The following is a 23,922-nucleotide window of genomic DNA, read 5'->3' on the forward strand; positions in this document are numbered from 1 at the left end:
AGGCGGATTTAGATCCGGGCAAGACAATGCCTGTTCACCCGGAAGTGTGATGCTGGTTGTTGTATTAGAAGTAAGAATTAGTTGTTTATGCTGATAGAGGTACGTTCATATGACTTTGAATACATGTAGGCATCTGAAGGCTTTTTGATGTATTTATCCTTGTATTTGCGGAATACGTCATCCGGCTGCTTTTCGCCGTCCACGATGAGTGCTGTCTGGTTCAGCTGAAAAGAGAATTTATCTTTGTTTTTAATAAGCCCATCCTTCCGCATATCATCCAGGATCTTATCCGCTTCTTTATTCATTACCGGTGAGGAAGGCGGCGCGGGATGAGGTATAACCTGTATCTGAGGACTGGTTTGTACATGCGGCACAGCCTGTACATGAGGGGCCGTCTGTACCCGCGGATAAGGCGGTGGTGTAGAAGGCGCAGCAGGTGCAGCAGGTGTAGCGGGCGTCAGCCTGCCGTTATCTACAGCATCAGTCTGGGATAACCGCTCCTGACTGGCTTCACTGCTCTTCTCTGAAGTCATCCGGCCCAGCTGCTGATGTTTATTTGCTGTTATGACGGGTAGTCTTTCTTCCCTGTTGATAATGGAGTTGATGAGCGGGTATTTGGAAGGCAGTTCCTCATCGGGCACTTTTTCTCCATCTATTGTCAGCCCGGTAACTCTATTACTATCGAGCGTTACCGCATACTTCTTACCATTCATAGTGGTGGTCATCGTACCGCTCATGATGGAATTTCCTCTTCTCAATACGGGTACTGAATCGGGCTTGGTTTGCCAGGGCTGATATGGCTGATAATTGGCTTGATAATTGGCCCGATACGGCATCCTGTAAATGTCTGTCATTGCCTGCAGTGCGGCAATATAGGGTGCAAGGCGCCGTCTGTCCATTCCCCTGGTAAACACCTCATCTCCGTCCACCTTTAATGCTGCCAGTTCATTATGCCGCTCATCCCATTGCACCTGGTATACAGTATTGTTGCGTTTAAACAAATAGACCCGGAACGGCTCCCCGTCAAAGGTAATGGCAGTACCTTCGGTTATGCCTTTAATATCCACATCGTAATAATAGTATGCGGCATTCAGCAATTGCGTGGCATTTACAGATGGGGCATTGGCAGGATCATGCTCTGCCGGAGGCGCAATGGCTTCATCTTTTCCCGCTACATTTGCGGGAGGGACTTCCCTGGCAGGTTTATCTTCGGAGACGATTTCCGGTACGGGGCTTTTATCTTCCATTTCCTGCACCTGTGCCGTAACCTGTTTTTCAATTGCCTGTTGCTTTTCAGGCTGGGAGAAAACAATGCCCAGCATACCTATCAGGCTGAAACAAACCAGCAGGAAAGACTTTTCAGCGATGTTGAGTGTTTTGTTGTTGCTGCCTAGGATACGCTTTACGCGATGCAGCAGCTGTTTCTTTCTGCCGGGAAAAGCCATGGCATATTTCATTTGGGGCGCCAGCTGGAATTCCTGGAAGCTGACCAACGCCTGAATATAGTTACTGCGGCTCTGAGTAACGTTAATGGCTATATCATCACAGCAATGCTCGCGTTCTTCCCGTATGCGTGCAGACAACCAGAGCAAAGCCGGGTTGAAGAAAAAGATGGTCTCCGCGAAATGCTGTACCAGGTTCACCAGGAAATCGCGGCGGCGGATGTGCGCCAGTTCGTGTAACAGCACCGCCTCTACCTGGTCTGGCGGCAGTTGCGCCAGCATGCCCAGCGGCATGAGGATCACCGGCTTAAGTATGCCGAGCGCCGCAGGTACTTTCACCAGGGCAGATTCCAGCAGTTGTACCTTGCTGTTCAACCTGATCCTGCGGCACAGCACAGACAGCTGTTCCATGAAGGCTGTATCAGGTACCGAAGTTTTATAATGACGGATGCGTTGTACGTATACCAGTCCGCCGAAGAGCCATAACATCCTGGCCACAAAAACGATGAACCATAACATCACGAGCAGGGGTGCATGCTCATTGAAATAGGCGGCAAAGCGCCGGCTGAAATCGGGTTGCGGCGTTGCGGCCGATGCCACCAGCACCGGTGTGGCGTCTGGCAGCGTAGTTGCTGCGGCGTTTATCTCCACTGTTGATCCTCCCGTCATTACCGCATGCCCGGTGGGCTGGCGCAGCTCATAAAAGAAGGTGAGCAGGGCGCTGCCTGTCAGTAAAAAGAAGAGCAGTGTGAAGATATTATAGCGCAACGCGGGCCTGGACTTGCGGGTAAATAATATCAGGATACCGGCTACCAGGGCGAGTACGAGGCCTTGCCAAAGGGAATGGATCAGTGTCCAGCCGATGGCGCGGATAATATCATTGGACAGGAGTTGCATAATAATGCAGGTTTAAGGGTTATTACTTATCCGGGTTTATTTTATTGATCAGTGCTTTTATCTCATCCAGCTCGTCTTTCGAAGTTTTCTTGTTGCCCAGCAGCTGCATGAGCAGCGTGGCGGCAGATCCGTTAAAGGTAGCATCCAGGAAGCGGTCCAGCAGTAACCCCTTGGTGGACTTTTCTTCCAGGAGGGGGCTGTAAACGTGCTTCATGCTGCTTTCATCGCGGGCCAGCATGCCTTTATCTGTCATGATCTGCATGATCTTCAGGGTGGACGTATACTGCACGCTGCGCTTTTCATCATTTAAGTGATCATTCACGAAGCGGACCGTGGAGGGGCCATGTTTCCACAATACCTGTAATATCTCCAGCTCCGACCGGGTGGGCTCCGACTGCGGATTATTTTTAGGATCGTCTTTCATGGAATTAAAGGTACGAATATATTCGTACGAAACAAGTAATAGGATAAGTTTTTTTCCCGGAAGGGGTAAAAATGTCTTGTTTGGCCATTTATTAAGTCCTTTCTACGGATGATCTTTTGGCCGGTGAAGGGGTAAATTTGTATTAACTTAAATATGGGTTATGAAAAGTACCGTTGCTGAAAATATAGACGCCTATATTGCTGCCTTTCCCGCCAATGTGCAGGCGGCACTGGAAACCGTTCGTGCCGCCGTAAAAAGAGCCGCTCCGGAGGCCAGGGAGGCGATCAAATACGCCATGCCTACATTTGTGCTGAATGGGAACCTGGTGCATTTTGCGGCGTTTAAAAAGCATATCAGCCTCTATCCTGCCCCTACGGGCGATCCGGTGTTTGATAAATTGCTGGCGCCTTATGAGACGTCCGGGAAAGGTACAGTGCAGTTTCCGCTGGATAAACCGATGCCGGTGGAGGTGATTGAGAAGATTGTGGAGTATAGGGTAAGGCGGGAAAGGGAGAAGGTGAAGGGGTGAGGGTCTTTAGCTAGGTAGGAACGTGATTCTGTTGTAATATCTCACTCCAACCTTTCTTTAATTGACTCACCTCTTTATTCGCAAAAAAGCAATACATCCTATGCTCAAAAGCAAACCATAAATCCGCCAGAGCATAGAGTAACTCATGTGTTATTTCATCACCCAAACACGAAAAAGACCCGTCAAAAAAGTCTGGTTCAATGCTCAATTTTTTAATTATCAAAGGCATTTCCTGCAGTCTCTCAATAATATTAGACACATTATAATCAGGCCTTCTTACATCAATATAAATACAGCCTTCTGTCGATTTGAAAAATTTTTGAATTAAAGAGATTAAATACATTTTATCAGAATACTTCATAAACCAAAACGGTTATTTAGTACCTAATACGATCTAAAAATGTCTACTTTCGGCAAAAGAGTAAGAGAATGCAGGGAAGCTAAAAGCCTTTCCCAGCAGGAGCTGGCCAGGCAGATGAACACTTCTTACACGGTCATCGGCAAGTATGAACGCGATGAGATGCCCCCTTCCACTGAAGTTGCTAAAAAACTGACTGCTCTCCTGAATACTACTGTCGGTTATTTACTAGGGGAAGCTTCCAGCAGCAGTACGTTTAAAGACCCTGCCATGCTGCAGCGTCTTAATGAGATCAGCGCTTTGCCTGATGAGGATAAACATTGTATCCTGTATATGTCAATTTTGCTTCTCACAAGAAGTATTTTGGCCCTATTTGTGGGATTGCGCAGCAGTATCGTATCCGTCTTGAAGTCCAATATATCCCTATCTAGTCCTTGAATTCGGATTTTCGAACCATTGTCGCTAACATGCCATGTACTATCAAAAACTTCATCCTCACTAACGTAAGTTTGGCGTTTCCCACTATAGTGATAATAATAGTATATACACTTATTCTGCTTATTAAATTCATAGCCGTAGACCGATTTCCCATTTTCCTGAATAATATCCCAGTACTTGCCAGCAACTAAGATAGTTTCCACTTGTCGCTTATTAGTCGGCTTACAAGAGAATAGCATTAGCAACAATAACGATACGCCTACGACGCTACTCTTCTGTTGTCTTTTGTTCTTTGAATTTACCACCACCTACGCTTTTATTGTTTTTATAGAATTCATATGTATACCCAGAAGGGTTAGTGGAAAAAATATTTACCTTCATTTAATATCCTGCAGGGTTCTTGTTATTAAATTCATCAATAAGCTTTTCAATACCAGGTCCAAATCCGTTCAGTTCCTCATTCGCATAATAGTTCAAGAGGTGGTTCGCGAATGAACCAAGCGTTCCAAGTTGTTGTTCTTTCGGAACCTTATCAAATGAAGGGTCTGTTATTTGATTTAGATAAACTTTTGCGTGTAAAAGGTAGCTTCTCGGTTCGTTTGCAATGAAATCTTTTTTGTGTCCATTTTTATGTACTAGAACATTCTTTAAGAAGTTAATGTTATCTAAACCTTTTGGCAATTCAAACCCATTAATATTAACATATATATCCTTGCCAGATGCAAAAGCAATTGCATGTTTATCTCCTTTATCTTTAACACCAACATAGCCTTTTCCGATATCACCTTGTTCTTTCCGCTGAAAATCAACCCCGATTTCTTTTGCATAGTGTCCGACAATGTTTGCAACGGTTTGTCGATTTGCTGCCAATTTCAAATTTAACTCAGAAAGCAATTTAACGCCTTCTGCAGTTTGAACATAAATATTAGACGTCTTAGTATTCGTTCTCTTCAGTATCTGGCCTTTTGTATTAAAATAGTCATCATCTCCGTTTGGATCAATTCTATTCACCGGATTATCACTAAAGGTACTATAACTGCTCTGCCAATTCTTAACAACCGGATCTAAATTCCACCTTCTTCCTATTCTTGGATCGTACTCCCAGAACGTTGCGGTATAGCTATTCCCTTCCCCTTTAATTTCATCATTTTTTTCCATCCCGTTGAAACCATACCTATACCCACTCAGCGCCACACTATTCGCACCTCCTCCGCCATCTCCTTCTCCCCCACCTCCAACCCGCCATCTGCGATAGTCACGTTAAACGCATCATCAGCACCGCTGTTAAATCCTTCTGTAAATATTACCGTCTTCGACGCGACATATTCACCTGGCTGATTTGCTGACCTACTGCTTAATGTCAGCGACTCCGGCACGCTATACCCATTTACTACACTGTTACCCGAAGCCCAGCCTACCGCTACTGCATGGCCATTACGTCCAGGCATCAGCATCCCGAAGGGATAGTAATCCTGCGCGGAGGTCAGATTGGCTTCATAATGGTCTAATCTCCAGCTCCGGACGGGCGGCTCCGGCTGGGGACTATGTTTGCGATCAACATCTGTTATCGCTCCTCTTCAATGAACAGGGTATTTAAATAAGAAAAGTCGCCATAAGCTGTATTAAGCGATGCATATCTTGCCGGTTGCATCCGGGGCCACACCAGTAACTACTTTCTGAACAGCCATATTGCCCAGTGCATTTTGTTGTAGCTCGCTCCGCCATGATACGCCATACACCGTACCGGGCAACTGACACACCCGTTCTGCGGGGCCCTACCAGCTTCAATGTGTAAGTCTCAGTGGCGTCCAGCCTAATGCCACTATCATCTCCTGTAGTTTGCCCCCCATCGCCATCACCGTTAGAATTGCCAAAACCAGTCCAGGAAGTAAGGGCAGCTCCACCGTTATCTATTGTACTTTCATATTGAAAGCTCCATTGTAATTACATTCCACCGGCCACAATTGTCACATATTAAGTATCTATCTATCATCTTTTCTCGACGAGGTATAATTTCGTCTTTAACGACAAGGCGCCCCCTACCACACTCCGGACACGGAACTTTAAGTTGAGGTTCTTCCATTAAAATTCTGGCAGCATCGATCCAATTCTTTGTTTGCTCTTTCATATATACTATAGTTAACGTGCGCCAAACGCCAGATCAGGCTATTCAATAATATGGCCACATTAAAGCGGCATTCCTTACAACAAAAAAGCTCATCCACCACAAACCAGCCGGGCATTAACAAATGCCACAAACATTATACAAAAATAATATATTTTAACCTCATAGCGCGTTGGTCTTTACAATTTCCTCTAGACATCCCATTTTTACTTTAAAGATCAAACCAATAACAGGCAGCACTTTTTATGTTTAAAAGTAAATGCTTCCCTCCCCATAAATAAAAGATGACTATAATCATACTGATCATATTGCTATTTGTTTTATATTGCCGCATCAACAATCCATTGTTCACCAAATCTTTACCTCATGGCAACGCCCAAAAAAGTTGATGAAGTTATCCACGATCCCAGCCAATTCTCGGTCTACAGAATGAAGGGCTCTGACAAACTGGTTATCCGCAAAAAAGGAGGCCCTACCCGGGAACAGGTATTAAAATCTGAACGCTATGAACGAACACGGGAAAACACCACAGAATTTACCGGTGTTGGGATAGCCGTCAGGTCCATCCGGTTCCCCTTGCTGCATGTCAAGCATCTTGCTGATTTTAACTTCACTTCCAGGCTGACCAACATCTGCAGCGAAATTCTGAAACAAGATAAAACCGGAGCCCGGGGCCAGCGCAGCATTCTCCTCTCGGAAAACCGGCATTGGCTGGAAAGCTTCTCACTTAACAAAACGCATGCTTTCCAGAGTATAGTGGCCTCCCCGGTAAGCTGCACCATTAACCGCAACAGCAAAAGCGCCGTGATAAAGCTACCCAGGCTTACCCCCGGCATCAACGTGCACTTACCCTGGAAGCAGCCCCTCTACCGTTTTTCCATGTCACTGGGCCTGGTACCGGATATTGTATATGAAGACGGGGGGTATAATGATCATGCAGCAGACCGCCAGGATACCGGCCTCGATACGGAATGGCAGCTGGCTGCAACACCTTTTCCGCCACAAACCGTAGAGCTGAAATTAAATACAAAACATGCCATTAAAGATTCACATACCCTGGTATTAGCCATCGGTATAGGCATGGGCAAACCCGGCGCAAATGGGACAGTAGAGGAAGTAAAACGCGCCGGTTCAGCGTATATCCTGGCGGTGGGCTAGGCCTGCTGACAGGACCTGGTACACTATTTTACGTATGTATTACCTGGATAAAATATACATGTTATGTACTTCTTAAGATACATAACATCTACATAACATCTACATATCATCTACATAACATCCCGGGGTAAACACCGAGACCGGCATACTACTGCCTGTAGAAAATATACCCTCCATGATGTAATGTGTTATCATCCGTAAACTCCCCGTCAGCTGTAAAACCGCTGTCATCCCAGTATTCAATATAATTGCCGCTTATTTCATACCTGCCCGTATAAGCATGCTGACGGTCTCCCCGCGCTTCATCGTACCTGCCATTGGGCAGCAGTTCCTGCCGGATATAGTTATCGCGTGTTACCCACATGCCGAGGTACTTCTGAGGATCTGTGTTGTTCGTTTGCATTGTTATTAATTTTGCCTGGACCAAAGTTAGCAAGGGATCCAGGGACAACAGCTGCGGATTCCAAACCAAAAATTGCAAATATCAAACACAGTGATCTATATTATAATTTTCATTTTCTAATTTTGCGCCTGACCATACCACCTGCAAAATATGCGAAAGATCATTTTAGACCTGGCCGTTACACTCGACTCCCTCATTGAAGGCCCCAACGGCGAATATGACTGGTGCATCCTGGATGAAGAAGCCAATTCCAGCCTCGATGCCCTGCTGAACGATATTGACACGATCTTCTATGGCAGCGTGAGCTACGATTTGTGGGGTAATTATCAACCGGAAGAAGACGCCTCCCCTTTCATGAAAGATCTTTTCAAAGCCGTTCACAGCAAAGAGAAAGTTGTTTTTTCCAAAACGAAAAGCGAAGATGGTAAAGCCACCTTCATCCGGTCTGACATCGAACAACAGGTTAAAGCAATCAAAAACAAACCGGGAAAGAACATCTGGTTGTACGGCGGCGCGGGCCTGATCCGTACCTTTATGGAACTGGACCTGATTGATGAATTCCGCCTGGCGGTACATCCTGTTATATTAGGACAGGGAAAACCGCTGTTCTCCAATATCAGTAAAAGGACGAACCTGAAACTGAAAAGCGCCACGCCTTCCAGCTCAGGGGTGATCATACTGGTGTACGAAGCAGCCAGGTAATATACGCATCATTCCGTTCTGAGGCTCTTCACCGGGTCCATCAGGGATGCCCGGATAGTCTGGAAGCTTACCGTTAGTAGTGTAATAGAGAGTGTGCCTGCACCTGCTGCCAGAAAAATCCACCAGGGGATACCAGTGCGGTAGTGATAGTGCTGCAGCCAGTTGTTCATGGCATAATAAGCCAGCGGGAAAGCGATAACAAGAGCGATACACACCAACATAACGAAATCGGCAGACAACAGGCGCCATAAGCTGAAAAGTGTAGCGCCCAGTACTTTGCGAATGCCTATCTCCCTGGTACGCTGCTCTGCCATGAAAGAGGCCATTCCAAACAGTCCAAGGCAGCTGATGAATATTGCCAGTACAGAAAAAACAGCGGTAAGACGGCCAAATCGCTGCTCATCTCCGAACTTCCTGGCATACTCCTGGTCTACAAATTGATAGTCAAAAGGATGATTGGGATTGTATTTCCTGAGCACCTCCTCCATCCTGTCCAATGCTGTTTGTACACCAACGCCCGGGTTCAAACGTACCAGCATCTGGGTGCCGGGGTCCCTGTTCAGATGGAAAAAGGACGGACGAACAGGCTCAAAGGGCGACTCTGCAACCACATCCTTTATTACGCCGATAATTGTATAGCGTTCATCATCCCACATCACTATCTTACCTACCGGATCCTTTAAACCGATGAATTTTGCAGCGGTTTCATTGATCACAAATGCGGCAGTGTCTGTAGCAAAGTCCCTGGAAAAATCGCGCCCATCCTTAAACTGCCAGCCCATGGTCTTTCCATAGTCGATTGAGACCCCGTCGTTGGGGAAATCAACGGCCATTGACGGATCTTTCCCTTCCCAGTTAAACCCGCTGTTGGTAGACCATACGGCTGTAACAGGGCTCCAGGACTCGGCCATATCCTGGATAGCGCCGCTCTTCAGCAGCTCGCTTTTAACGATATCAAAATGGTCGTGAAGCTCACGGGTGTACATGGGCAGCATTACCAGGCCGCTACGATCATATCCAACGGGGCGGTTACGGCCAAACTGTACCTGGCGGAACACGATCACCGTGGCAATGATCAGGATCACAGATACCGCAAACTGCAATACCACCAATACCCGGCGGGGAACAGCCGCCGATCTCCCCACCCGGAAAGTGCCTTTCAGCACTTTCACCGGACGGAAAGATGATAAATAGAATGCAGGATAACTACCGGCTATCAGTCCGGTAATAACGCTGAAGCCTATACTAATTAACCAGAATAAAGGGTTCGTCCATAAGATAGCGATACGCTTCTGTGCAATGTCATTAAAGAACGGTAATGACAGCTGTACCAACAGCAGCGACAGTATCAGGGCAATCGTCACCATCAGCATGGATTCGCTGAAAAACTGCCCTATCAGCTGACTGCGCCCTGAACCAATGGCCTTACGGATGCCCACCTCACGGGCGCGTTTCCCGGACCGGGCCGTACTCAGGTTCATGAAATTGATACAGGCCAGCAGCAATACAAACACACCGCTCACACCCAACAGCCATACATAGCGTATCAGGCCGCCGGTATTCACCCCATTCCTGAACTCTGAGAACAAATGCCAGCGCGACATAGGATACAGGAACAGCTGCGGATGCAGGCCGATCTCATCCTGGCGCACATTCTTCATTTTAATGTCCCGGATCTTTTCGGACGCCTTTTCCAGGGAAACATGATCTGCCAATTGTACAAAACAGCGGAAGGAGTTGGACCTCCAGGGGTTGTCGTTCTCATACAAACCTTCGGTCCGTGCATACAGCTCCCAGGGCATCAGGAAATCCACACCGGCAAAAGAAGAATTAACAGGCATATCTTTATACACCCCTCTAACTACAACGGCTATCTTATTATCTACCAGCAGGGTTTTATTCACCGGGTCTGCGTTGCCGAAACAAGCCTTTGCCAGGGAGGCGGATAACAGTATGGAATGAGGATCGGTCAAACCGTCAGCGCCTTCCAGCATTTTCAGGGAAAACATTTTAGTAAAGCCCTGTTCGCAGTAAATGCCATTTCCGCTTAAACGCTTATCCTGCTGAAGCAACACACGGGTCTGGTTCCAGGTGCTCATAGAAACATGGCTAAAATCGCTGCCATAGTTCTTACGTATTTCCGTACCCAGGGGAAATGGCTGATTGATCCACATGTCCTTATTACCATTGCTCGTTACGGTTTGCCATACCATGGCAATACGCTTGTAATTATCAAACTGCTTGTCATACATCCATTCGTCCCTTATCCACAGGCCTATGAGCATGGCAACGGCCATTCCCGCTGCCAGTCCGGCAATATTGATAGATGAATGCAACTTACTTTTCAACACGTTGCGCCAGGCAATCCGGATGTAATTCTTTAGCATGAGCAGGAAATAAAGGTGAAACCTGGTGATAGCCTCCCCAAGAGCATACCAAATATTAACACCTTACAAATCAATGGGTTAATTTCCGGGTAAGAGCGTAGTTTGTCCGCTTCCGGACAGCAGTTGTCCGGTATCGCTTTACGTACTTCACTTCAGGATGGTATTGGTGATATTGTTTCACCGGTGATCCGGCGGAACATGTAATACGAAGATCATCATCCGGTATAAAAAATCCCTGCCCGGCAGATCGCCGGCACAGGGATATAAGAATGTATGGCTACATATGTATAGTTACTTGTACGCCGTCACCGGCTGAATAGTACCATCCTCATTATAATGCAGCTCAGTAACTTTCACATTACGCAGATGTGTTTTGCCGCTCAGCTGTACATCGTGATAAAAGAGGAAGGTTTTACCATTCACTTCAGCAATGGACTGGTGATTGGTCCAGCCTTCAACCGGGTTCAGGATCACGCCCTGGTAAGTAAAAGGACCATAAGGATTATCGCCAGTGGCATAAACAATATAATGCGTATCGCCGGTGGAGTAAGAGAAGTAATATTTGCCGTTGTGCTTATGCATCCAGGAGGCTTCAAAGAAGCGTTTATCATTATCCTTTTCAGTGAACAGGCGGCCATCCTTATCAACGATCTTAATTTCTTTTACCGGTCCGTCAAAATGCTTCATGTCTTTTGACAGTTTGGCTACACGGGGCAGAATGGCTTCTTCCCCTGGCTGACGCAGCTTACCGGCTGAATCATATCTGTTATTGTTCCAGCGTTGCAGCTGTCCGCCCCAGATACCGCCAAAGTACATATAAAACGAACCATCATCATCCTTAAAAACAGCCGGATCTATGCTGTAGCTGCCTTTGATCGGTTCTTTCTCTGCTACGAAAGGACCTTCCGGCTTGCTGCTGGTGGCCACACCGATGCGGAATACATCCTGCTTATCTTTTACGGGGAAATAGAGGTAATAGGTATTATTGGCAAAAGCGGCATCGGGCGCCCATAACTGGCGGCCCGCCCAGGGAATGTCTTTTATATGCAGGGCTACACCATGATCCGTTACTTTTCCGCCTACGGAATCCATGGAGAGAATGTGATAGTCCATCATATTAAAATGGTCTCCATTATCGTTTTCCGGCGTGCCGGTAGCGGTATCGTGAGAGGGATAAATGTAGATGCGGTCATTGAATACATGGGCGGAAGGATCGGCCGTATAAATATCGGATACCAAGGGTTGAGAGATTGGCTCTTTTTTGGGCGGCTGCATACCTGCAGCAGTACTGTCGTTTTGCTCCGTATGGGTGCTTTGTCCTGTATTGCAGGCGGAAGAGAGTAGCACAGCGGCAGTGGCTGTGACAACGAGGTGGAATTTTACTGTTTTCATATAGTTGTTCATAACGTTTGTTTGTCTTATTGACACTCAATGAATTTAGGGATAAAATGCCAAATTCCAAAGACCAAAGACCAAATTCCAAAGCTTGAATGCTGAGTTCCAAACGAAAGGCTGGACCTTAAAGTTGGGATTTGGAATTTGGAATTTGGTCTTTGGAATTTGAAACTCACTACGCCGTTTGGTCTTCTACGGTGGCGGATGGTGCGTTCTTTTTAACTGATTCAATCCCCTGATTTCTGCCGGATTCACTGGTATACAATTCGCTGGAGCCGATTACCTGGCCATTGGCGGCTTTGAGGTTGAAATAAAACTTGCCATTGGTGGATGTGTTCTTTTCATAACGACTGTCGTCCGGGGCGTTCTTTTTTACAGATTCAATACCGTTTTCACAGGCAGCTTTGGAGCTGTAGCCTTCACTGGTAAGGATAACTTCACCGTTACCGGCTTTCAGATTGAACTGGAACTCGCCATTTGTCCTTTTTTTGATGATAAACTTACTCATTGTTGTGGTGTTTAAGGTTTATAGATGCAACAAACAACATAATTAATTAACAGCGGCTAGTCGTCAAAGGTATCTTCCAGTACGGCAGTGCCATCAGGCCCCGAAAACTTTACAGCGTTTACCGCACCGGCGCCGCGAAAACGATAGCTAACGCCAACGATCCTGTCTGGCGCGCGCTTAAAGGTATAGTTAAATGCCTCTTTCCCGTTCACCCACACCTGCAGGTGTTTATTTCGTGCTTCACAACGCACTTTTACCCATTCGCTCATATTGCAACCAAAGCCGGAAAGATCGGCGCCCTGGGCCGAAAAACCGGTATCTACGGCCATCAGCCGCATCTCTCCTACACAACCCGGTATGCCCAGGGGCAGGATGATTGCCGACCCTTCGCAATGAATATAAATATCAGCGGGCTGGCAAATTGCCGTGCCCTCCTTATAGTCGTTCTTCACTTCCGTTTCAAAAATGAAATTGTCATTTTTCAGTCCGTGAAGATCTCCTATGTTATAGTAACGTAGTTCCGGCGGCTGCGGATGCATAGGTATCTTCATTTTTTCCATCAGGGCGAGCGGTATACGCAGGGCGCCATCCCCTATAAACTCCTCTCTTGAAAAATATACCGGCACGGGTTCCTGGTCCACTGCTGCGAGCCATCCGTTGGATGGGATACACAGATCGTGCTCCTTCACAATCCGTTTACCTATCACCAGTTTCGCTTTAAAGAAACCGGGGTAATAGTAGATGGAGGTATAGGTATGGCCGGTGGCAGGCACGCGGAAGCGCCGCTTCGGGTCCCAGGACTGCTGTATGAACACGGAGTCGTTCTTCGCGGCGGCAGCATCATAGTTAAAGATCACGGAATTGGGAATACCTGCGGCCAGGGGCTGACTGCTGAAAGAAAACCGGGCGCCGTCCGGCAGTCCGGAAACAGGTACGCCGTTCTTACCCGTGCGGTTGTACATCCATCCCGCAATGACCAGTATCACCAGCACACCGGGAGCGATATACCAGCCGATATGGCGGCGTTTAACGGTCCGGCCGCCATGACCATTCAGGCTGGCCATATGACCGTCGGGCTCAGGAACCGGGGCTTGTCCGCTTACCGCCAGCTGCTGCTGCCTGTAATCGCGCCAGTGTTCAAAACCGGCAAATATAGCCAGGGTGTTTAAGGTAGTGAGAGAGGGGAAATTGTCATACTTCACTTTTCCCCACACCCTTTTCAGGGTGCTTACGCTGAGGGCCACCTGGGTGCGCTCAAATATACGGGAGCTGAGCGCTTCAAAGTCCTGGTTCTGCCAGTTGTCACTACTTCCCCAGCCCAGTTGTTCTTCTATCAGCCTGCAGCATTGTTGTAGTAATTCAATATTATTCATTACTGGAAATCAATTAATTAAACACTGAACAATTTTGAACAAACTTGCATACGAGTTGAATAACTGTGCTTTGCAGGAAGGTGATACCTTTCCATCATATCCGGTTCCAAAATAATCTTTTTCGTGGATTTTAAACTTATCACCTTCATGCGTTTCAGTTTATTATTGCTTATGATCCTGCCTTATGTGGCAGATGCGCAGACAATTATTCCATTCAATTCACCGCGCTGGAAAGTAAAAGGAAAAACCCCTTATGAAGAGCTTCACCTGGGGAAACCAGCCCTTCGCCTGCAGGAAGGCAGCCTGCTGCTGGAAGACGCGAATTTTAAGAACGGCATTATTGAATTTGACATCGCACTGGCGGCGGACCGCTACTTCCCGGCGATAGCGTTCCGTATGCAGGACGAGAAAAATTATGAGCAGTATTATGTAAGGCCTCATCAATCCGGCAACCCCGATGCCATGCAGTATACCCCGGTATATAACGAGCTTCCCAGCTGGCAGTTGTATCACGGGCCGGGTTACAGCAATGCCGCCCTCCTGCCGGTGGACCGGTGGATACATATAAAGCTGGTCATATGGGGTAGCCAGGGAGAAGTATATTTTGACCAGGACACTACGCCCGTGCTGTTTATCCGCCGTCTGAAAAGGGAGGCCGCCAGCGGGATGATCGAACTGAATAACATGGCCCCTGCGCCTGTGTGGTACCGTAATTTTGCGTACATCGCCACGGATGATGTTGCCATTAAGCGTAAAGCCACGCCTCCTCCTCCTTTACCTGCATCCGTGCTGACCTCCTGGGAAGTTTCCTCTCCCTTTGATGAAGCGTTGCTGAAAGATAAAGTGCAGCTTACTGCTACGGATACGGCTACACTCACCTGGAAGGGCTTAAAGGCAGATGAGCAGGGTATTGTTGATTTTTCTGTGTTATCAGGTACGGCGCCGAAGAAGAATACCGTCTTTGCCAGGGTGGTGATACACGCAAATGCACCGGGGGTTAAAAAACTGACCTTTGGCTTCTCTGATCGGGCAAAAGTGTATCTCAACAAGCAGTTATTGTATGAGGGGACGGACAATTTCCTGTCAAGAGATTACCGCTTTCTGGGTACCATCGGCTATTTTGACGCCGTGTACCTCCACCTGCAAAAGGGCCCTAACGAGCTATGGATCGCCGTATCCGAAAACTTCGGCGGATGGGGTATCAAAGCCAGACTGGAATAGGCCTTAACGGTCTGCCAGGTATTGCTGCAGCACCAGGGCATGGTTATGCGCTTCATCCTTTGCGCCGTAAACCAGGGTCATTACACTGGTACTTTGGTGGGCATCTATAAATTGTGTCACGGCTTCGTTGTGCTTTAATTCATCGCGGTACCGCCGCTGAAACTCCTTCCACCGTTCGGGATCATGGCCAAACCATTTTCTCAGGGGGGTGGAGGGAGCTATCTCCTTCCGCCATTCATCCACCGCCGCCCCTCCCTTTGTAATGCCCCGGGGCCATACCCGGTCTATCAGGACCCTGTATCCATCAGCCTTGGCTGGCGCTTCATACACCCGTTTGATCTTTATCGTTCTCATCATTACCAGGATTTGCTATGAAGTTACAGCAATAATAAAAGAGTTTATAGTCTTTTATTAAACTTTTATGTACCTTTGCCTCCGTTAAAGGAGTTTGAATGTTCTCAAAGACCTGCGAATACGCTATACGGGCCGTGTTGTTCATTGCCCAGCGTTCAAAGAACGGAGATAAGGTTAGCATAAAGGAAATTGCCAGTGGGATTGACTCACCGGAGCATTTCATTGCCAAGATCCTGCAGGACCTTGGCAGGCGGGGATTGGTACAATCTGCAAAAGGGCCCAACGGGGGCTTTTATGTGGACGCCGCTACTGCAAAATGTTCCATCGCCGATATCGTTAAAGCGACAGATGGCGATAAGCTTTTCGCAGAATGCGGACTGGGACTGAAGCAATGCTCGGAAACGCATCCCTGTCCTATCCATCTTGAATTTAAAAAAATAAGAAAAGACATTTTCAATATGCTCGAAAAAGCCAAACTGGGAACATTCAATGAACAGCTGGAAAAACAGCTGGCATTCCTGAAACGGTAAAAAAATTTACCTTAATAAAAGACAAAAAGGTATTTTAACTATTACCCATGGACGAAAGAAAGGATATAGCCACACTGGGGGATATACAGCTACTGGTAAACGCGTTCTACCAGCAGATAAGGGAAGATGCGTTACTAGGACCCATCTTTAACGGCGTGATACAGGACCGCTGGCCGGCGCACCTGGAAAAGATGTACCGTTTCTGGCAAACCGTGCTGCTGGAAGAACATACCTATTTTGGCGGCCCATTTCCGCCGCATGCCAGACTACCGCTGGAACAACAGCATTTCGATACCTGGCTGCAAATGTGGCATGCCACGGTTGACCGCTACTTCGCAGGTGAGAAGGCAGAAGAGGCCAAATGGCGCAGTGGCAAGATGGCTACGATGTTCATGTCAAAAATAGCATACATCCGCAACGGCGGAAAACCAATACTATGAAAACTACAAGAGTAGATCAGCCGGTAGCGCTGGCCTGTGTCTTCGTGTGGACGGGTTTCATATGCGCCGTCAGTTTCCTGGAAGCCTGGCTGAAGTTCAGGGCGCCGGGTGTAACGCTGCCCATCGGACTAGGCATCGGGCGACTGGTATTCAACGCGCTGAATAAGATCGAATGGGGCTTTGGGGTGGTCATACTGGTGAGCGCCTTCCTGCATAACAGGCTGCGGCCGGCTGTTCCGCGATACCTGCTGTTAACGGTACTGGTGATACTGCTGCTCCAAACGGCATGGCTGTTGCCACAGCTGGATACGAGGGCGTCGCTGGTTATCAGCGGACAGCAGTTACCGCATTCTTACCTGCACCTGTACTATATAGGCGCAGAATTGCTCAAAACAATTTTAATCGTACGCTATGGCATAAAACTTTTTCAACCACTCTGATCCATTAGCAGTTCTCCCCAACATTCAACTCCACTCTTTTTTAATCTACTATCCACAACAACACAAGCTATGACTATACCGCCAGGCGCCACCTATACCCAAAGCAGTACTCAGCGCATCCGGCGACACCTTATTCACCGGTCAGGAGATAAAGGATGGGCAGAATGTATGGCAATCTATCGGCGGCCAGACGGTAGGCTGTATCTGGGGGCATGGCGCCTATATTGCCGTACTGGCGCTGGGCGCCACCTTCAGCGCACTGGAGATCCTTCCACTGGTGCTGATCGGTTTTGAAGCTTACCAGCATTATACGCTCAGCAAATCTACACAATGGATCAAAGCGTATAAATGGGCTATCTACTGTTTTATCTCCATCTGCTTCTGGAACTTCCCGGGTGCTTCTCCTGAATTCGCTCCGGCACATCAGGATTATTGTATGTAGCATTCCCATTTCTCACAGCAGCGTCCAATTCAATCCCATTTTTCATGTCGAGTACGGCCTGTTGACCCCTATCCTTCCATCCAAATAAGAAATCGTAAACTGCATCCGCGGTAACGTCTAACGTCTCTTTTGTCCTTTTGTGACAACAGAGCCTACTGTTATGACAGTCCAGGTCGTGTAAAAGAGGTGTTATGGTCTTTGCTTTATGCAGCAATGGACAGCGATATTGCGGATGAGTGGAGCAAGAACGAACGAACCGGGATGTTACTTTTCTATGAGTTAACGACCGAGTTTGTTACAGCAGTACTCCAAATAGTTTAAATAGGAAAGTAATGATAATTTATTCGTAAATGATACAATTGCAGCAACCAGTAATCGTCCCCTAACGTAAGATGTTTACGATAAACGCGATTAAAAACTAATGAATAGCAGACATCATTCTGATAACCTGTTCTCTAACATAGTCTACTGTGGAATTCTGAACTTTGACAGGCATAGCCATGATCTCCTTGGCCACGGCTTGGGCTTCTGTATGGTGGCCAGTCTTCATATAGAAATTAAACAAATGAAATTTCGGAAGGAAGCGGTTGGGGACGATATATGTAGCGGTTTTGAAATTTTTTAAAGCCGCATCGTTTGCACCCACTTGCTGATATGCAAGACCCAGATACATGTAGGTTTGATAATTTGCAAAATAGTGATTACTCTCACTTAATAACCTGATAGCTTCTCTATAATTTCCAGCATAGAATTGCTTCATTCCAAACTCGGATATAAATAAGTACCTGTCGTGCAAAGTATAATATAGCTTGCCATAATCATTCAATGTACTTTCGCTGGTTAAGAACCCGGAGAGGAAATGTAACTTACCCCATTCCCTTTGCACCTTGTACTGTCGTATCTGTATATAACCTATTAACAGAAGAAACGAGATCGCTATTACTGCCGATAATTTTTTTAAGGGATTAGAAATAGATAAAGTAAAAAGCCGCGCTCCTCTCAGATTTAACATGGAAACGATTATTAATCCTATAACTGAAATGGGAATTATATGTAGAGGATAGGATAATAAAGAGCATGTGAACAGGGAAATAACTGAGCCAATACCTCCAGCTTGAATACTACGACCCTTGCCTATCAAGTGGTTTAAGTTCTTAATCCCAAGGTATATGACGGTTATCATTACTAGCAATGTAAGTAAGAGCCCTATTGCACCGAACTCAATCAGGATTTGAATAAAATCGCTTGGGGCTATATTGATATTATCTGCTACTAGCCGTTCCTGTTGCGTACTTTTATGTTTAGAGAAAAAATCTGCCTGAAACAAATTATATACACGCCCAAAGCTATTCGACCCATAACCTGTAATCGGATTAGCAGCACTCAGCTCTAAGCTTCGTTTATAAATAAAGTATCTGCCAAATGAAGAATCTTTTTTTATGTAGAAGATCAGAAGTATTATAGCTACTACAAATAGTAGACTCACAATAATACCCCTGGCAAATATTTTCGGAGGCTGTACTTTTAATAGATTCAGGTTCAGCCTGTATTTGATACATATTAAAGTCAATCCTCCAGCTATAATTCCCATCCAACTACTACGGGACATTGAAAGAATGGTAACATAGATAGCTAGGCATAAGATCAGGATAATGCCAGTTTTTTGCCTGCGACTAAGAAAGAAATGTTCAGGAAAAAGCATTAAAGCAAGCAAAAAGGGAATGGTCAGAGCAAAGAAATTGCCGAATATGCTAGGATTGTTAAAGGTACCACCTATTTCAAAATTTGTATTGGCATATTTAACAATGTTATGAAATTGAAGAATGCCAAGAACAGCCTCAAATAGAGTAATAGCTGCAATACCTACTATTATCACTTCTTTAAGCTGATATTTCACAACACAATATCTGGTTGTATAATAAAGTATCAAAGAGCTATAAATCTCTATTAGAGGTGTATTCAAGGTCGCATGTTTAAGACTCAAGTAAGGGGAGCTCTTCAAAGTAAGATAGCCAGCTAATATTAACAGGAGCAAATCTATCCCTTCAAGCTTTACTATTAAATGCCCTATGTCTTTCCTAAATAAAACTACTGATAAGATAAACAGAGAAAATGTAACGCAGGTAAATAAGAGATAAAAATCCTAGAAATAGAAAATTGTCCAAGGCGCCAGATAATAATCAGCGACGGGCAGCATCATCAATAAGCCGAGAAATATGCCAACGATAGAAGGTGTAGTACGAGATAGGGGCATTTTAATTAAAAAAGATTCAGTATTATTACAGTGGAAATTATTAAAATATCCTAATGAAACAAATTTTTCTTTCATTATTAACTCTTGTGTATTTATCCTCATCAGGGCGACAAGTCGAATCATTTTTTTATAGAGAACAGGAATTGTCCCTGTCGCCAGCAGGAGGATCAATTTTGTCAGGAACCCTGACAATACCAAATTCAAAGGATTCCAACAGTCTGGTTGCTATTATTGTTGGTGGTTCCGGGCCAACAGATAGAGATGGCAATCAATACGGTGCTATGTATCCCAATACATATAAATTTCTGGCACACGATCTTGCTCAAAGGGGGATAACGGCTTTCAGATACGATAAGCGAGGTGTGGGCGCAAGTGCGAGCGCAGGGGTCAATGAATCGAAATTAACTTTTGACAGCTACATACAAGACCTTTCCGAGTGGATATCCTATCTTAGAATGCATCGTAAGTTTAAGAATATAGTGCTTGTTGGGCATAGTGAAGGGGCATTAGTTTCTTTTGTAGCAGGGAAAAGAGCAAATGCGAATGCCTATATTTCATTAGCAGCGCCTGGTAGCCCTATCGATTCCATCTTGGCCGCTCAGATTAAGGAACGTATGCCCGCCCTAGTTGGGAAAGCAACACCCATTTTAGACAAGCTCAGGAATAAAGAAACAGTAGACAGTATACCGAAAGAGCTGGCTGTTTTATTTAGGCCGGGAGTGCAACCCTTCCTGATATCTATGATGGCCTACGATCCATGCCGTGAGATTGCTGATATTAAGGCTCCGATTCTTATAATACAGGGTGATAACGATCTCCAGATAAAACAGCTAGAAGCGGCCAAATTGACCAAAGCAAAGCCCGATGCCACATTCGTTACTATTCCTGGGATGAATCATGTTTTAAAGATTAGTGATAAGGACCTCGGTAAAAATTTTCAGCTATATAATTCTGTATCGACCCCGATTTCTGCAAGAGTATCACAGAACATTGAAGATTTTTTGAGGAAGAATTATTTTGTCAAGTAATGAAAATTAACTATTATCGTATCTGATTTTATACCTGTGAAGCGTCAAGTCCTTAGTCCTGTGGAATACCAATCACTGCTCGCTTTCCTGGGAACTAATTAAAGTAATTTTGCCATTCTTAGCAATTAGCCAATTCTTTTTGTAAACTATGTTCGCTTTTTGACCATTTTCGCTTAGCCTTCCTTTCCCGTAAAGCATGTCTTCCGTTTCGAATGTAGAATCACTCTTAAACTTGCACCGGGTTGTTTGATCGTTCAAAATTTGGTCAGAATCACAATATGTTGTTATTAATAACTTATCGATCTCCCTCAATGAGGAACTATGCAATGTAACTAAATATCGTTCACCACAGGGCGACTTATAAAAATCAATACAAACAAGGATCAAACTATCCCCATATCGTTTTACTGAAAAACCGGATATATAATCTCTGGTCGACAAAAATGATGAGTCGAAGTAAAAATAGTTCTTTATCATTTCAATCGGAATCTCCTTCTTCGCTTCAATTAATGCGATAATGTCTCTATCGGCGAGTTTACGGGATTCATTGAATGAGTTCGGCGCCTTGTCAACTACGATTGAATCCCCGTTCTTTGATATATCCAGACTTCTATTAGTATTGGTATGTTCGCAGGAACAAAACACAACAACAATAATAGATAGATGCAGACTGTATTTATAGATTTTCCTACGTAATTTTTGAACCATTTCACTATTGTTTTTTAGTTGTTTTAGGTGATTCTTCTACAGTTTGTTTCAAATTAGCTTTTATTCTCTCCAAAGCGGAAAAATTGAACGAACGTTGTTGCCCATACGATTGTCTAGGAAGTATTTTAACGATCCCAATATCTAAGGGTTTCCCCACAAGATCTGTCGTCCTAAATGGATGGCCGATCATATATTTACCCTCAACTTTACGCCACATTACGAGCGAACCTTTATCTGTACTATTCGCTTCATACGTTTGAAATTCTGAAACATTCCCCTTATCATCCAGTCTCACATACCCTGTAGCAATCATTACGTGCCCCTCATTGTGTATCAAATCACCTTCTGAAACTAGATTAAAGTTTTTATGATAATACGTAGTTCCCCATCCCGTATTAGTCTTGAAAACACCCAACTGTCCACCAGATCCGGTATTTAAACTCTTTGAAATAAACGACAATTCTTTATCCATTATATATGACGCATATACAAATCCAGAACAATCTATACCAATAGATTTAGCACCGTCCATAACTTGCTGAAAATCGGAATATGCATCCTTAACAGTGTTTCTCCAGTTATCACTAATTTCAGAGCTTGTAAGCATGGACTGAGGATGCTTTGCCTTATAATGCATAGGATGATCATCAGATATCTTCTGAAGTACCGGTTTGAGTTCATTTTCCCAGAATGAATTACCTTCTGTCGTATTAATACTGCCAATGAGTGATGCAGGTGGTGATTTACCTCCAAATTCGTAAGGTGTATATAGCAGTGATTCCGCCTTATTTAATATCTTACTTGATTCAAGGCCATCCACGTCGATTGCAACAATGGGATTGTTACTAGCAAATTGATATGGTGCATAAAACGGATAATTATTAGTCAACGGATCCACACTCAAAAACTTCCCTAACCTCGGATCATACACCCTCATCCCATAATCCTGCTGATTTCCTTCGCCCTTGATTTCGTTGTCGTTCTCCTTCCCATTAAACCCATACCTGTAATTCCCAATATTCCAACTCCTGCCCGGCTGCATCATCCGCTGCGCCCATTTCTTCAACTCTAATAAAATTGAATATAGTCCTCCGTATAACCATCCCGATCAAATACGAACCCGCCAACTTGCGTATGCTTTGACAACTCCACAAATCTTTCCAGCAAGCAGTTGTAAAACATATTATGGTCCTCATCATCCAACAGTTCGTCCATTGAATAGTATTCAACGATAAAGGATTTTATGTTTTGCAAAATCCTGGCAGCAATTGTTCTCCCCCGAGAATTTCGAAACTTGATAACGACCTGGTGCTTTTCCCGAAAAGCCTGTTCAACCGACAATAATTCTACTATTTCCTCATCACCATCCTCAGTCAAAATAACGATACGTTTATCGCCTTCCCAAAGTATAAATTGCTCAGAAATAAACCTTATCCAGTTTTCAAAATACCGATCATCATACTTAGCGATGATACTAGAATACCCTTTGGCCATATATTTAATATTGATATTGGTTCGGCCCACCTACACCTTCCCCACATACAACCTCGTATTATAATGAAACTTCACCATCCCCTGCTGCTTATACCGCTCAAATATCTCCTCCAGCCTGTGAATCATCGGCTGATGTGAAAGATGCCCTTCCTGTGGTGCATAAGAAGAAGACAACAACCTGCCCTTCAATCCGGTGAAATCAAACAGCTGGGCATTATGAAATGTATGCTCGCTATAAGCAGAGGGCGAAAAAAACTGCGCCAGCTGCGCCGGACCAACATTACGATGACCGGTCTCTTTATAGTCCGTTGCATATTGGGCTACCAGCAATTCGTACTCCCGCTCAAAATCGGTATCTGTACGGCGTTCATTCCACATCAGCGCAATATGTGCATCTTTACGGCCAATACGGCGGAACTCTACCCTGGCCGCCCCCTGGCTGAACCAGTGGAAGGCCTGCCCTGCCACGATCAGATCTGCACAGGCGTCGGGCAGCATGGTACGTTCTGCCGTACCGGCTACGGTGGTGAAATGGGGGAAGCGCTGCCGCAATTGCTCTGCCTTTTCACGCATGGGGGTATTAGGTTCTACCCCGAACACTTTATTTCCATATTCCAGGAAAAGCAATGAAGAGATACCGGTGCCCGCGCCAATATCAGCCACTACGCTGTCGCGTGTAAGGCCGGCTTCCTGCTCCAGGCAGGGTATAATAGCCTGCGGATAATGCGGCCGGTACTTTACGTAGTTCTCTACCCGGTCGCTGAAACGTTCTGTATGCTTCATAATCAATAAAGTTAATCCGTTTTTATTAACCTTCCTTAACATTAAAGCAAGGCTTGTTAACCTGCTTTCTTTTATGCCCAGGGTATTTT

24 protein-coding genes are annotated in these 23,922 nt (G+C 45.4%); 9 read left to right on the top strand and 15 right to left on the bottom strand.

Translation table 11 applies throughout. The features are described from left to right. Nucleotides 1-77: 77 nt before the first annotated feature. The gene (locus Q0577_RS20800; RefSeq protein WP_298739781.1) at nucleotides 78-2,339 is read right to left on the bottom strand and encodes a M56 family metallopeptidase; all 2,262 of its coding nucleotides are present in this window, start codon (nucleotides 2,337-2,339) and stop codon (nucleotides 78-80) included. Between the two features lie 22 nt (nucleotides 2,340-2,361). Next, nucleotides 2,362-2,763 (bottom strand): BlaI/MecI/CopY family transcriptional regulator, encoded by a 402-nt coding sequence (locus Q0577_RS20805; protein WP_298739784.1) that lies wholly within the window; start codon nucleotides 2,761-2,763, stop codon nucleotides 2,362-2,364. Nucleotides 2,764-2,923: 160 nt separating this feature from the next. Here Q0577_RS20805 and Q0577_RS20810 point away from each other — a divergent pair, with 160 nt between their 5' ends. Beyond that, the gene (locus Q0577_RS20810; RefSeq protein ID WP_298739785.1) at nucleotides 2,924-3,292 is read left to right on the top strand and encodes a DUF1801 domain-containing protein; all 369 of its coding nucleotides are present in this window, start codon (nucleotides 2,924-2,926) and stop codon (nucleotides 3,290-3,292) included. 10 nt (nucleotides 3,293-3,302) lie between these two features. On the opposite strand, the gene Q0577_RS20815 is transcribed toward Q0577_RS20810, so the two are convergent. After that, entirely contained in the window at nucleotides 3,303-3,653 is a 351-nt protein-coding gene (locus Q0577_RS20815; RefSeq protein ID WP_298739787.1) for a hypothetical protein, read from the bottom strand. 39 nt (nucleotides 3,654-3,692) lie between these two features. Between Q0577_RS20815 and Q0577_RS20820 the strand changes: the two genes are divergently transcribed. Further along, a complete protein-coding gene (locus Q0577_RS20820) occupies nucleotides 3,693-4,088 on the top strand; it encodes a helix-turn-helix transcriptional regulator (RefSeq protein ID WP_298739789.1) in 396 nt (131 codons plus the stop codon). A 381-nt stretch (nucleotides 4,089-4,469) separates the two neighbouring features. Here Q0577_RS20820 and Q0577_RS20825 read toward each other — a convergent pair whose 3' ends face one another. Then, a complete protein-coding gene (locus Q0577_RS20825; RefSeq protein WP_298739794.1) occupies nucleotides 4,470-5,246 on the bottom strand; it encodes a hypothetical protein in 777 nt (258 codons plus the stop codon). 1,333 nt (nucleotides 5,247-6,579) lie between these two features. Between Q0577_RS20825 and Q0577_RS20830 the strand changes: the two genes are divergently transcribed. Beyond that, the gene (locus Q0577_RS20830) at nucleotides 6,580-7,371 is read left to right on the top strand and encodes a hypothetical protein (protein ID WP_298739796.1); all 792 of its coding nucleotides are present in this window, start codon (nucleotides 6,580-6,582) and stop codon (nucleotides 7,369-7,371) included. A 148-nt stretch (nucleotides 7,372-7,519) separates the two neighbouring features. Here the strand turns inward: Q0577_RS20830 and Q0577_RS20835 are convergent, their stop codons facing one another. Beyond that, complete coding sequence (locus tag Q0577_RS20835; protein WP_298739798.1) at nucleotides 7,520-7,774, bottom strand: Atu4866 domain-containing protein; 255 nt, start codon at nucleotides 7,772-7,774, stop codon at nucleotides 7,520-7,522. A 150-nt stretch (nucleotides 7,775-7,924) separates the two neighbouring features. On the opposite strand from Q0577_RS20835, the gene Q0577_RS20840 reads away from it, so the two are divergent. Then, entirely contained in the window at nucleotides 7,925-8,476 is a 552-nt protein-coding gene (locus Q0577_RS20840; RefSeq protein ID WP_298739801.1) for a dihydrofolate reductase family protein, read from the top strand. 8 nt (nucleotides 8,477-8,484) lie between these two features. On the opposite strand, the gene Q0577_RS20845 is transcribed toward Q0577_RS20840, so the two are convergent. The 4 genes from Q0577_RS20845 to Q0577_RS20860 all read right to left on the bottom strand — a co-directional run bounded on the left by Q0577_RS20845 (nucleotide 8,485) and on the right by Q0577_RS20860 (nucleotide 14,139). Continuing rightward, nucleotides 8,485-10,863: an ABC transporter permease gene (locus tag Q0577_RS20845; protein ID WP_298739803.1), complete on the bottom strand. Its 2,379-nt coding sequence runs from the start codon at nucleotides 10,861-10,863 to the stop codon at nucleotides 8,485-8,487. A 291-nt stretch (nucleotides 10,864-11,154) separates the two neighbouring features. Further along, nucleotides 11,155-12,255 (bottom strand): glycoside hydrolase family 43 protein, encoded by a 1,101-nt coding sequence (locus Q0577_RS20850; RefSeq protein ID WP_298739805.1) that lies wholly within the window; start codon nucleotides 12,253-12,255, stop codon nucleotides 11,155-11,157. 178 nt (nucleotides 12,256-12,433) lie between these two features. Then, entirely contained in the window at nucleotides 12,434-12,766 is a 333-nt protein-coding gene (locus tag Q0577_RS20855; RefSeq protein ID WP_298739808.1) for a YegP family protein, read from the bottom strand. Nucleotides 12,767-12,822: 56 nt separating this feature from the next. Beyond that, nucleotides 12,823-14,139 (bottom strand): hypothetical protein, encoded by a 1,317-nt coding sequence (locus Q0577_RS20860; RefSeq protein ID WP_298739811.1) that lies wholly within the window; start codon nucleotides 14,137-14,139, stop codon nucleotides 12,823-12,825. A 123-nt stretch (nucleotides 14,140-14,262) separates the two neighbouring features. On the opposite strand from Q0577_RS20860, the gene Q0577_RS20865 reads away from it, so the two are divergent. Then, nucleotides 14,263-15,360 carry a hypothetical protein gene (locus Q0577_RS20865; RefSeq protein ID WP_298739813.1) on the top strand — a complete coding sequence of 366 codons (1,098 nt, stop codon included), beginning with the start codon at nucleotides 14,263-14,265 and terminating at the stop codon, nucleotides 15,358-15,360. A 3-nt stretch (nucleotides 15,361-15,363) separates the two neighbouring features. Here Q0577_RS20865 and Q0577_RS20870 read toward each other — a convergent pair whose 3' ends face one another. After that, nucleotides 15,364-15,717, bottom strand: coding sequence for a DUF488 domain-containing protein (locus tag Q0577_RS20870; RefSeq protein WP_298739815.1), 354 nt, complete (start codon nucleotides 15,715-15,717; stop codon nucleotides 15,364-15,366). Between the two features lie 95 nt (nucleotides 15,718-15,812). Here Q0577_RS20870 and Q0577_RS20875 point away from each other — a divergent pair, with 95 nt between their 5' ends. Genes Q0577_RS20875 through Q0577_RS20885 form a run of 3 tightly spaced genes read left to right on the top strand, consistent with a single transcriptional unit; the run spans nucleotide 15,813 to nucleotide 17,124 of the window. Beyond that, a complete protein-coding gene (locus Q0577_RS20875) occupies nucleotides 15,813-16,244 on the top strand; it encodes an Rrf2 family transcriptional regulator (protein ID WP_298739817.1) in 432 nt (143 codons plus the stop codon). Nucleotides 16,245-16,291: 47 nt separating this feature from the next. Then, a complete protein-coding gene (locus tag Q0577_RS20880) occupies nucleotides 16,292-16,684 on the top strand; it encodes a group III truncated hemoglobin (protein WP_298739820.1) in 393 nt (130 codons plus the stop codon). Next, nucleotides 16,681-17,124 (top strand): hypothetical protein, encoded by a 444-nt coding sequence (locus Q0577_RS20885; protein ID WP_298739823.1) that lies wholly within the window; start codon nucleotides 16,681-16,683, stop codon nucleotides 17,122-17,124. The genes Q0577_RS20880 and Q0577_RS20885 overlap by 4 nt, the downstream gene beginning before the upstream one ends. Before the next feature lie 130 nt (nucleotides 17,125-17,254). On the opposite strand, the gene Q0577_RS20890 is transcribed toward Q0577_RS20885, so the two are convergent. Next, complete coding sequence (locus tag Q0577_RS20890; RefSeq protein WP_298739825.1) at nucleotides 17,255-17,569, bottom strand: hypothetical protein; 315 nt, start codon at nucleotides 17,567-17,569, stop codon at nucleotides 17,255-17,257. 415 nt (nucleotides 17,570-17,984) lie between these two features. Continuing rightward, the gene (locus Q0577_RS20895; RefSeq protein WP_298739827.1) at nucleotides 17,985-19,463 is read right to left on the bottom strand and encodes an O-antigen ligase family protein; all 1,479 of its coding nucleotides are present in this window, start codon (nucleotides 19,461-19,463) and stop codon (nucleotides 17,985-17,987) included. Nucleotides 19,464-19,873: 410 nt separating this feature from the next. On the opposite strand from Q0577_RS20895, the gene Q0577_RS20900 reads away from it, so the two are divergent. Continuing rightward, entirely contained in the window at nucleotides 19,874-20,848 is a 975-nt protein-coding gene (locus Q0577_RS20900; RefSeq protein WP_298739830.1) for an alpha/beta fold hydrolase, read from the top strand. A gap of 712 nt (nucleotides 20,849-21,560) precedes the next feature. Here the strand turns inward: Q0577_RS20900 and Q0577_RS20905 are convergent. Genes Q0577_RS20905 through Q0577_RS20915 form a run of 3 tightly spaced genes read right to left on the bottom strand, consistent with a single transcriptional unit; the run spans nucleotide 21,561 to nucleotide 23,833 of the window. Further along, a complete protein-coding gene (locus tag Q0577_RS20905) occupies nucleotides 21,561-22,622 on the bottom strand; it encodes an RHS repeat-associated core domain-containing protein (protein WP_298739832.1) in 1,062 nt (353 codons plus the stop codon). 2 nt (nucleotides 22,623-22,624) lie between these two features. Beyond that, a complete protein-coding gene (locus tag Q0577_RS20910) occupies nucleotides 22,625-23,050 on the bottom strand; it encodes a hypothetical protein (RefSeq protein ID WP_298739834.1) in 426 nt (141 codons plus the stop codon). Nucleotides 23,051-23,080: 30 nt separating this feature from the next. Beyond that, nucleotides 23,081-23,833 (bottom strand): class I SAM-dependent methyltransferase, encoded by a 753-nt coding sequence (locus Q0577_RS20915; protein WP_298739836.1) that lies wholly within the window; start codon nucleotides 23,831-23,833, stop codon nucleotides 23,081-23,083. Between the last annotated feature and the right edge of the window lie 89 nt (nucleotides 23,834-23,922).

This window comes from uncultured Chitinophaga sp. (assembly GCF_937898475.1).
Taxonomy (GTDB): domain Bacteria; phylum Bacteroidota; class Bacteroidia; order Chitinophagales; family Chitinophagaceae; genus Chitinophaga.

Coding starts and splice junctions, on each gene's coding strand:
- Q0577_RS20800 (WP_298739781.1), bottom strand. CDS start 2,339: ATGCAACTCCTGTCCAATGATATTATCCGCGCCATCGGCTGGACACTG.
- Q0577_RS20805 (WP_298739784.1), bottom strand. CDS start 2,763: ATGAAAGACGATCCTAAAAATAATCCGCAGTCGGAGCCCACCCGGTCG.
- Q0577_RS20810 (WP_298739785.1), top strand. CDS start 2,924: ATGAAAAGTACCGTTGCTGAAAATATAGACGCCTATATTGCTGCCTTT.
- Q0577_RS20815 (WP_298739787.1), bottom strand. CDS start 3,653: ATGAAGTATTCTGATAAAATGTATTTAATCTCTTTAATTCAAAAATTT.
- Q0577_RS20820 (WP_298739789.1), top strand. CDS start 3,693: ATGTCTACTTTCGGCAAAAGAGTAAGAGAATGCAGGGAAGCTAAAAGC.
- Q0577_RS20825 (WP_298739794.1), bottom strand. CDS start 5,246: ATGGAAAAAAATGATGAAATTAAAGGGGAAGGGAATAGCTATACCGCA.
- Q0577_RS20830 (WP_298739796.1), top strand. CDS start 6,580: ATGGCAACGCCCAAAAAAGTTGATGAAGTTATCCACGATCCCAGCCAA.
- Q0577_RS20835 (WP_298739798.1), bottom strand. CDS start 7,774: ATGCAAACGAACAACACAGATCCTCAGAAGTACCTCGGCATGTGGGTA.
- Q0577_RS20840 (WP_298739801.1), top strand. CDS start 7,925: ATGCGAAAGATCATTTTAGACCTGGCCGTTACACTCGACTCCCTCATT.
- Q0577_RS20845 (WP_298739803.1), bottom strand. CDS start 10,863: ATGCTAAAGAATTACATCCGGATTGCCTGGCGCAACGTGTTGAAAAGT.
- Q0577_RS20850 (WP_298739805.1), bottom strand. CDS start 12,255: ATGAAAACAGTAAAATTCCACCTCGTTGTCACAGCCACTGCCGCTGTG.
- Q0577_RS20855 (WP_298739808.1), bottom strand. CDS start 12,766: ATGAGTAAGTTTATCATCAAAAAAAGGACAAATGGCGAGTTCCAGTTC.
- Q0577_RS20860 (WP_298739811.1), bottom strand. CDS start 14,139: ATGAATAATATTGAATTACTACAACAATGCTGCAGGCTGATAGAAGAA.
- Q0577_RS20870 (WP_298739815.1), bottom strand. CDS start 15,717: ATGATGAGAACGATAAAGATCAAACGGGTGTATGAAGCGCCAGCCAAG.
- Q0577_RS20875 (WP_298739817.1), top strand. CDS start 15,813: ATGTTCTCAAAGACCTGCGAATACGCTATACGGGCCGTGTTGTTCATT.
- Q0577_RS20880 (WP_298739820.1), top strand. CDS start 16,292: ATGGACGAAAGAAAGGATATAGCCACACTGGGGGATATACAGCTACTG.
- Q0577_RS20885 (WP_298739823.1), top strand. CDS start 16,681: ATGAAAACTACAAGAGTAGATCAGCCGGTAGCGCTGGCCTGTGTCTTC.
- Q0577_RS20890 (WP_298739825.1), bottom strand. CDS start 17,569: ATGCTACATACAATAATCCTGATGTGCCGGAGCGAATTCAGGAGAAGC.
- Q0577_RS20900 (WP_298739830.1), top strand. CDS start 19,874: ATGAAACAAATTTTTCTTTCATTATTAACTCTTGTGTATTTATCCTCA.
- Q0577_RS20910 (WP_298739834.1), bottom strand. CDS start 23,050: ATGGCCAAAGGGTATTCTAGTATCATCGCTAAGTATGATGATCGGTAT.
- Q0577_RS20915 (WP_298739836.1), bottom strand. CDS start 23,833: ATGAAGCATACAGAACGTTTCAGCGACCGGGTAGAGAACTACGTAAAG.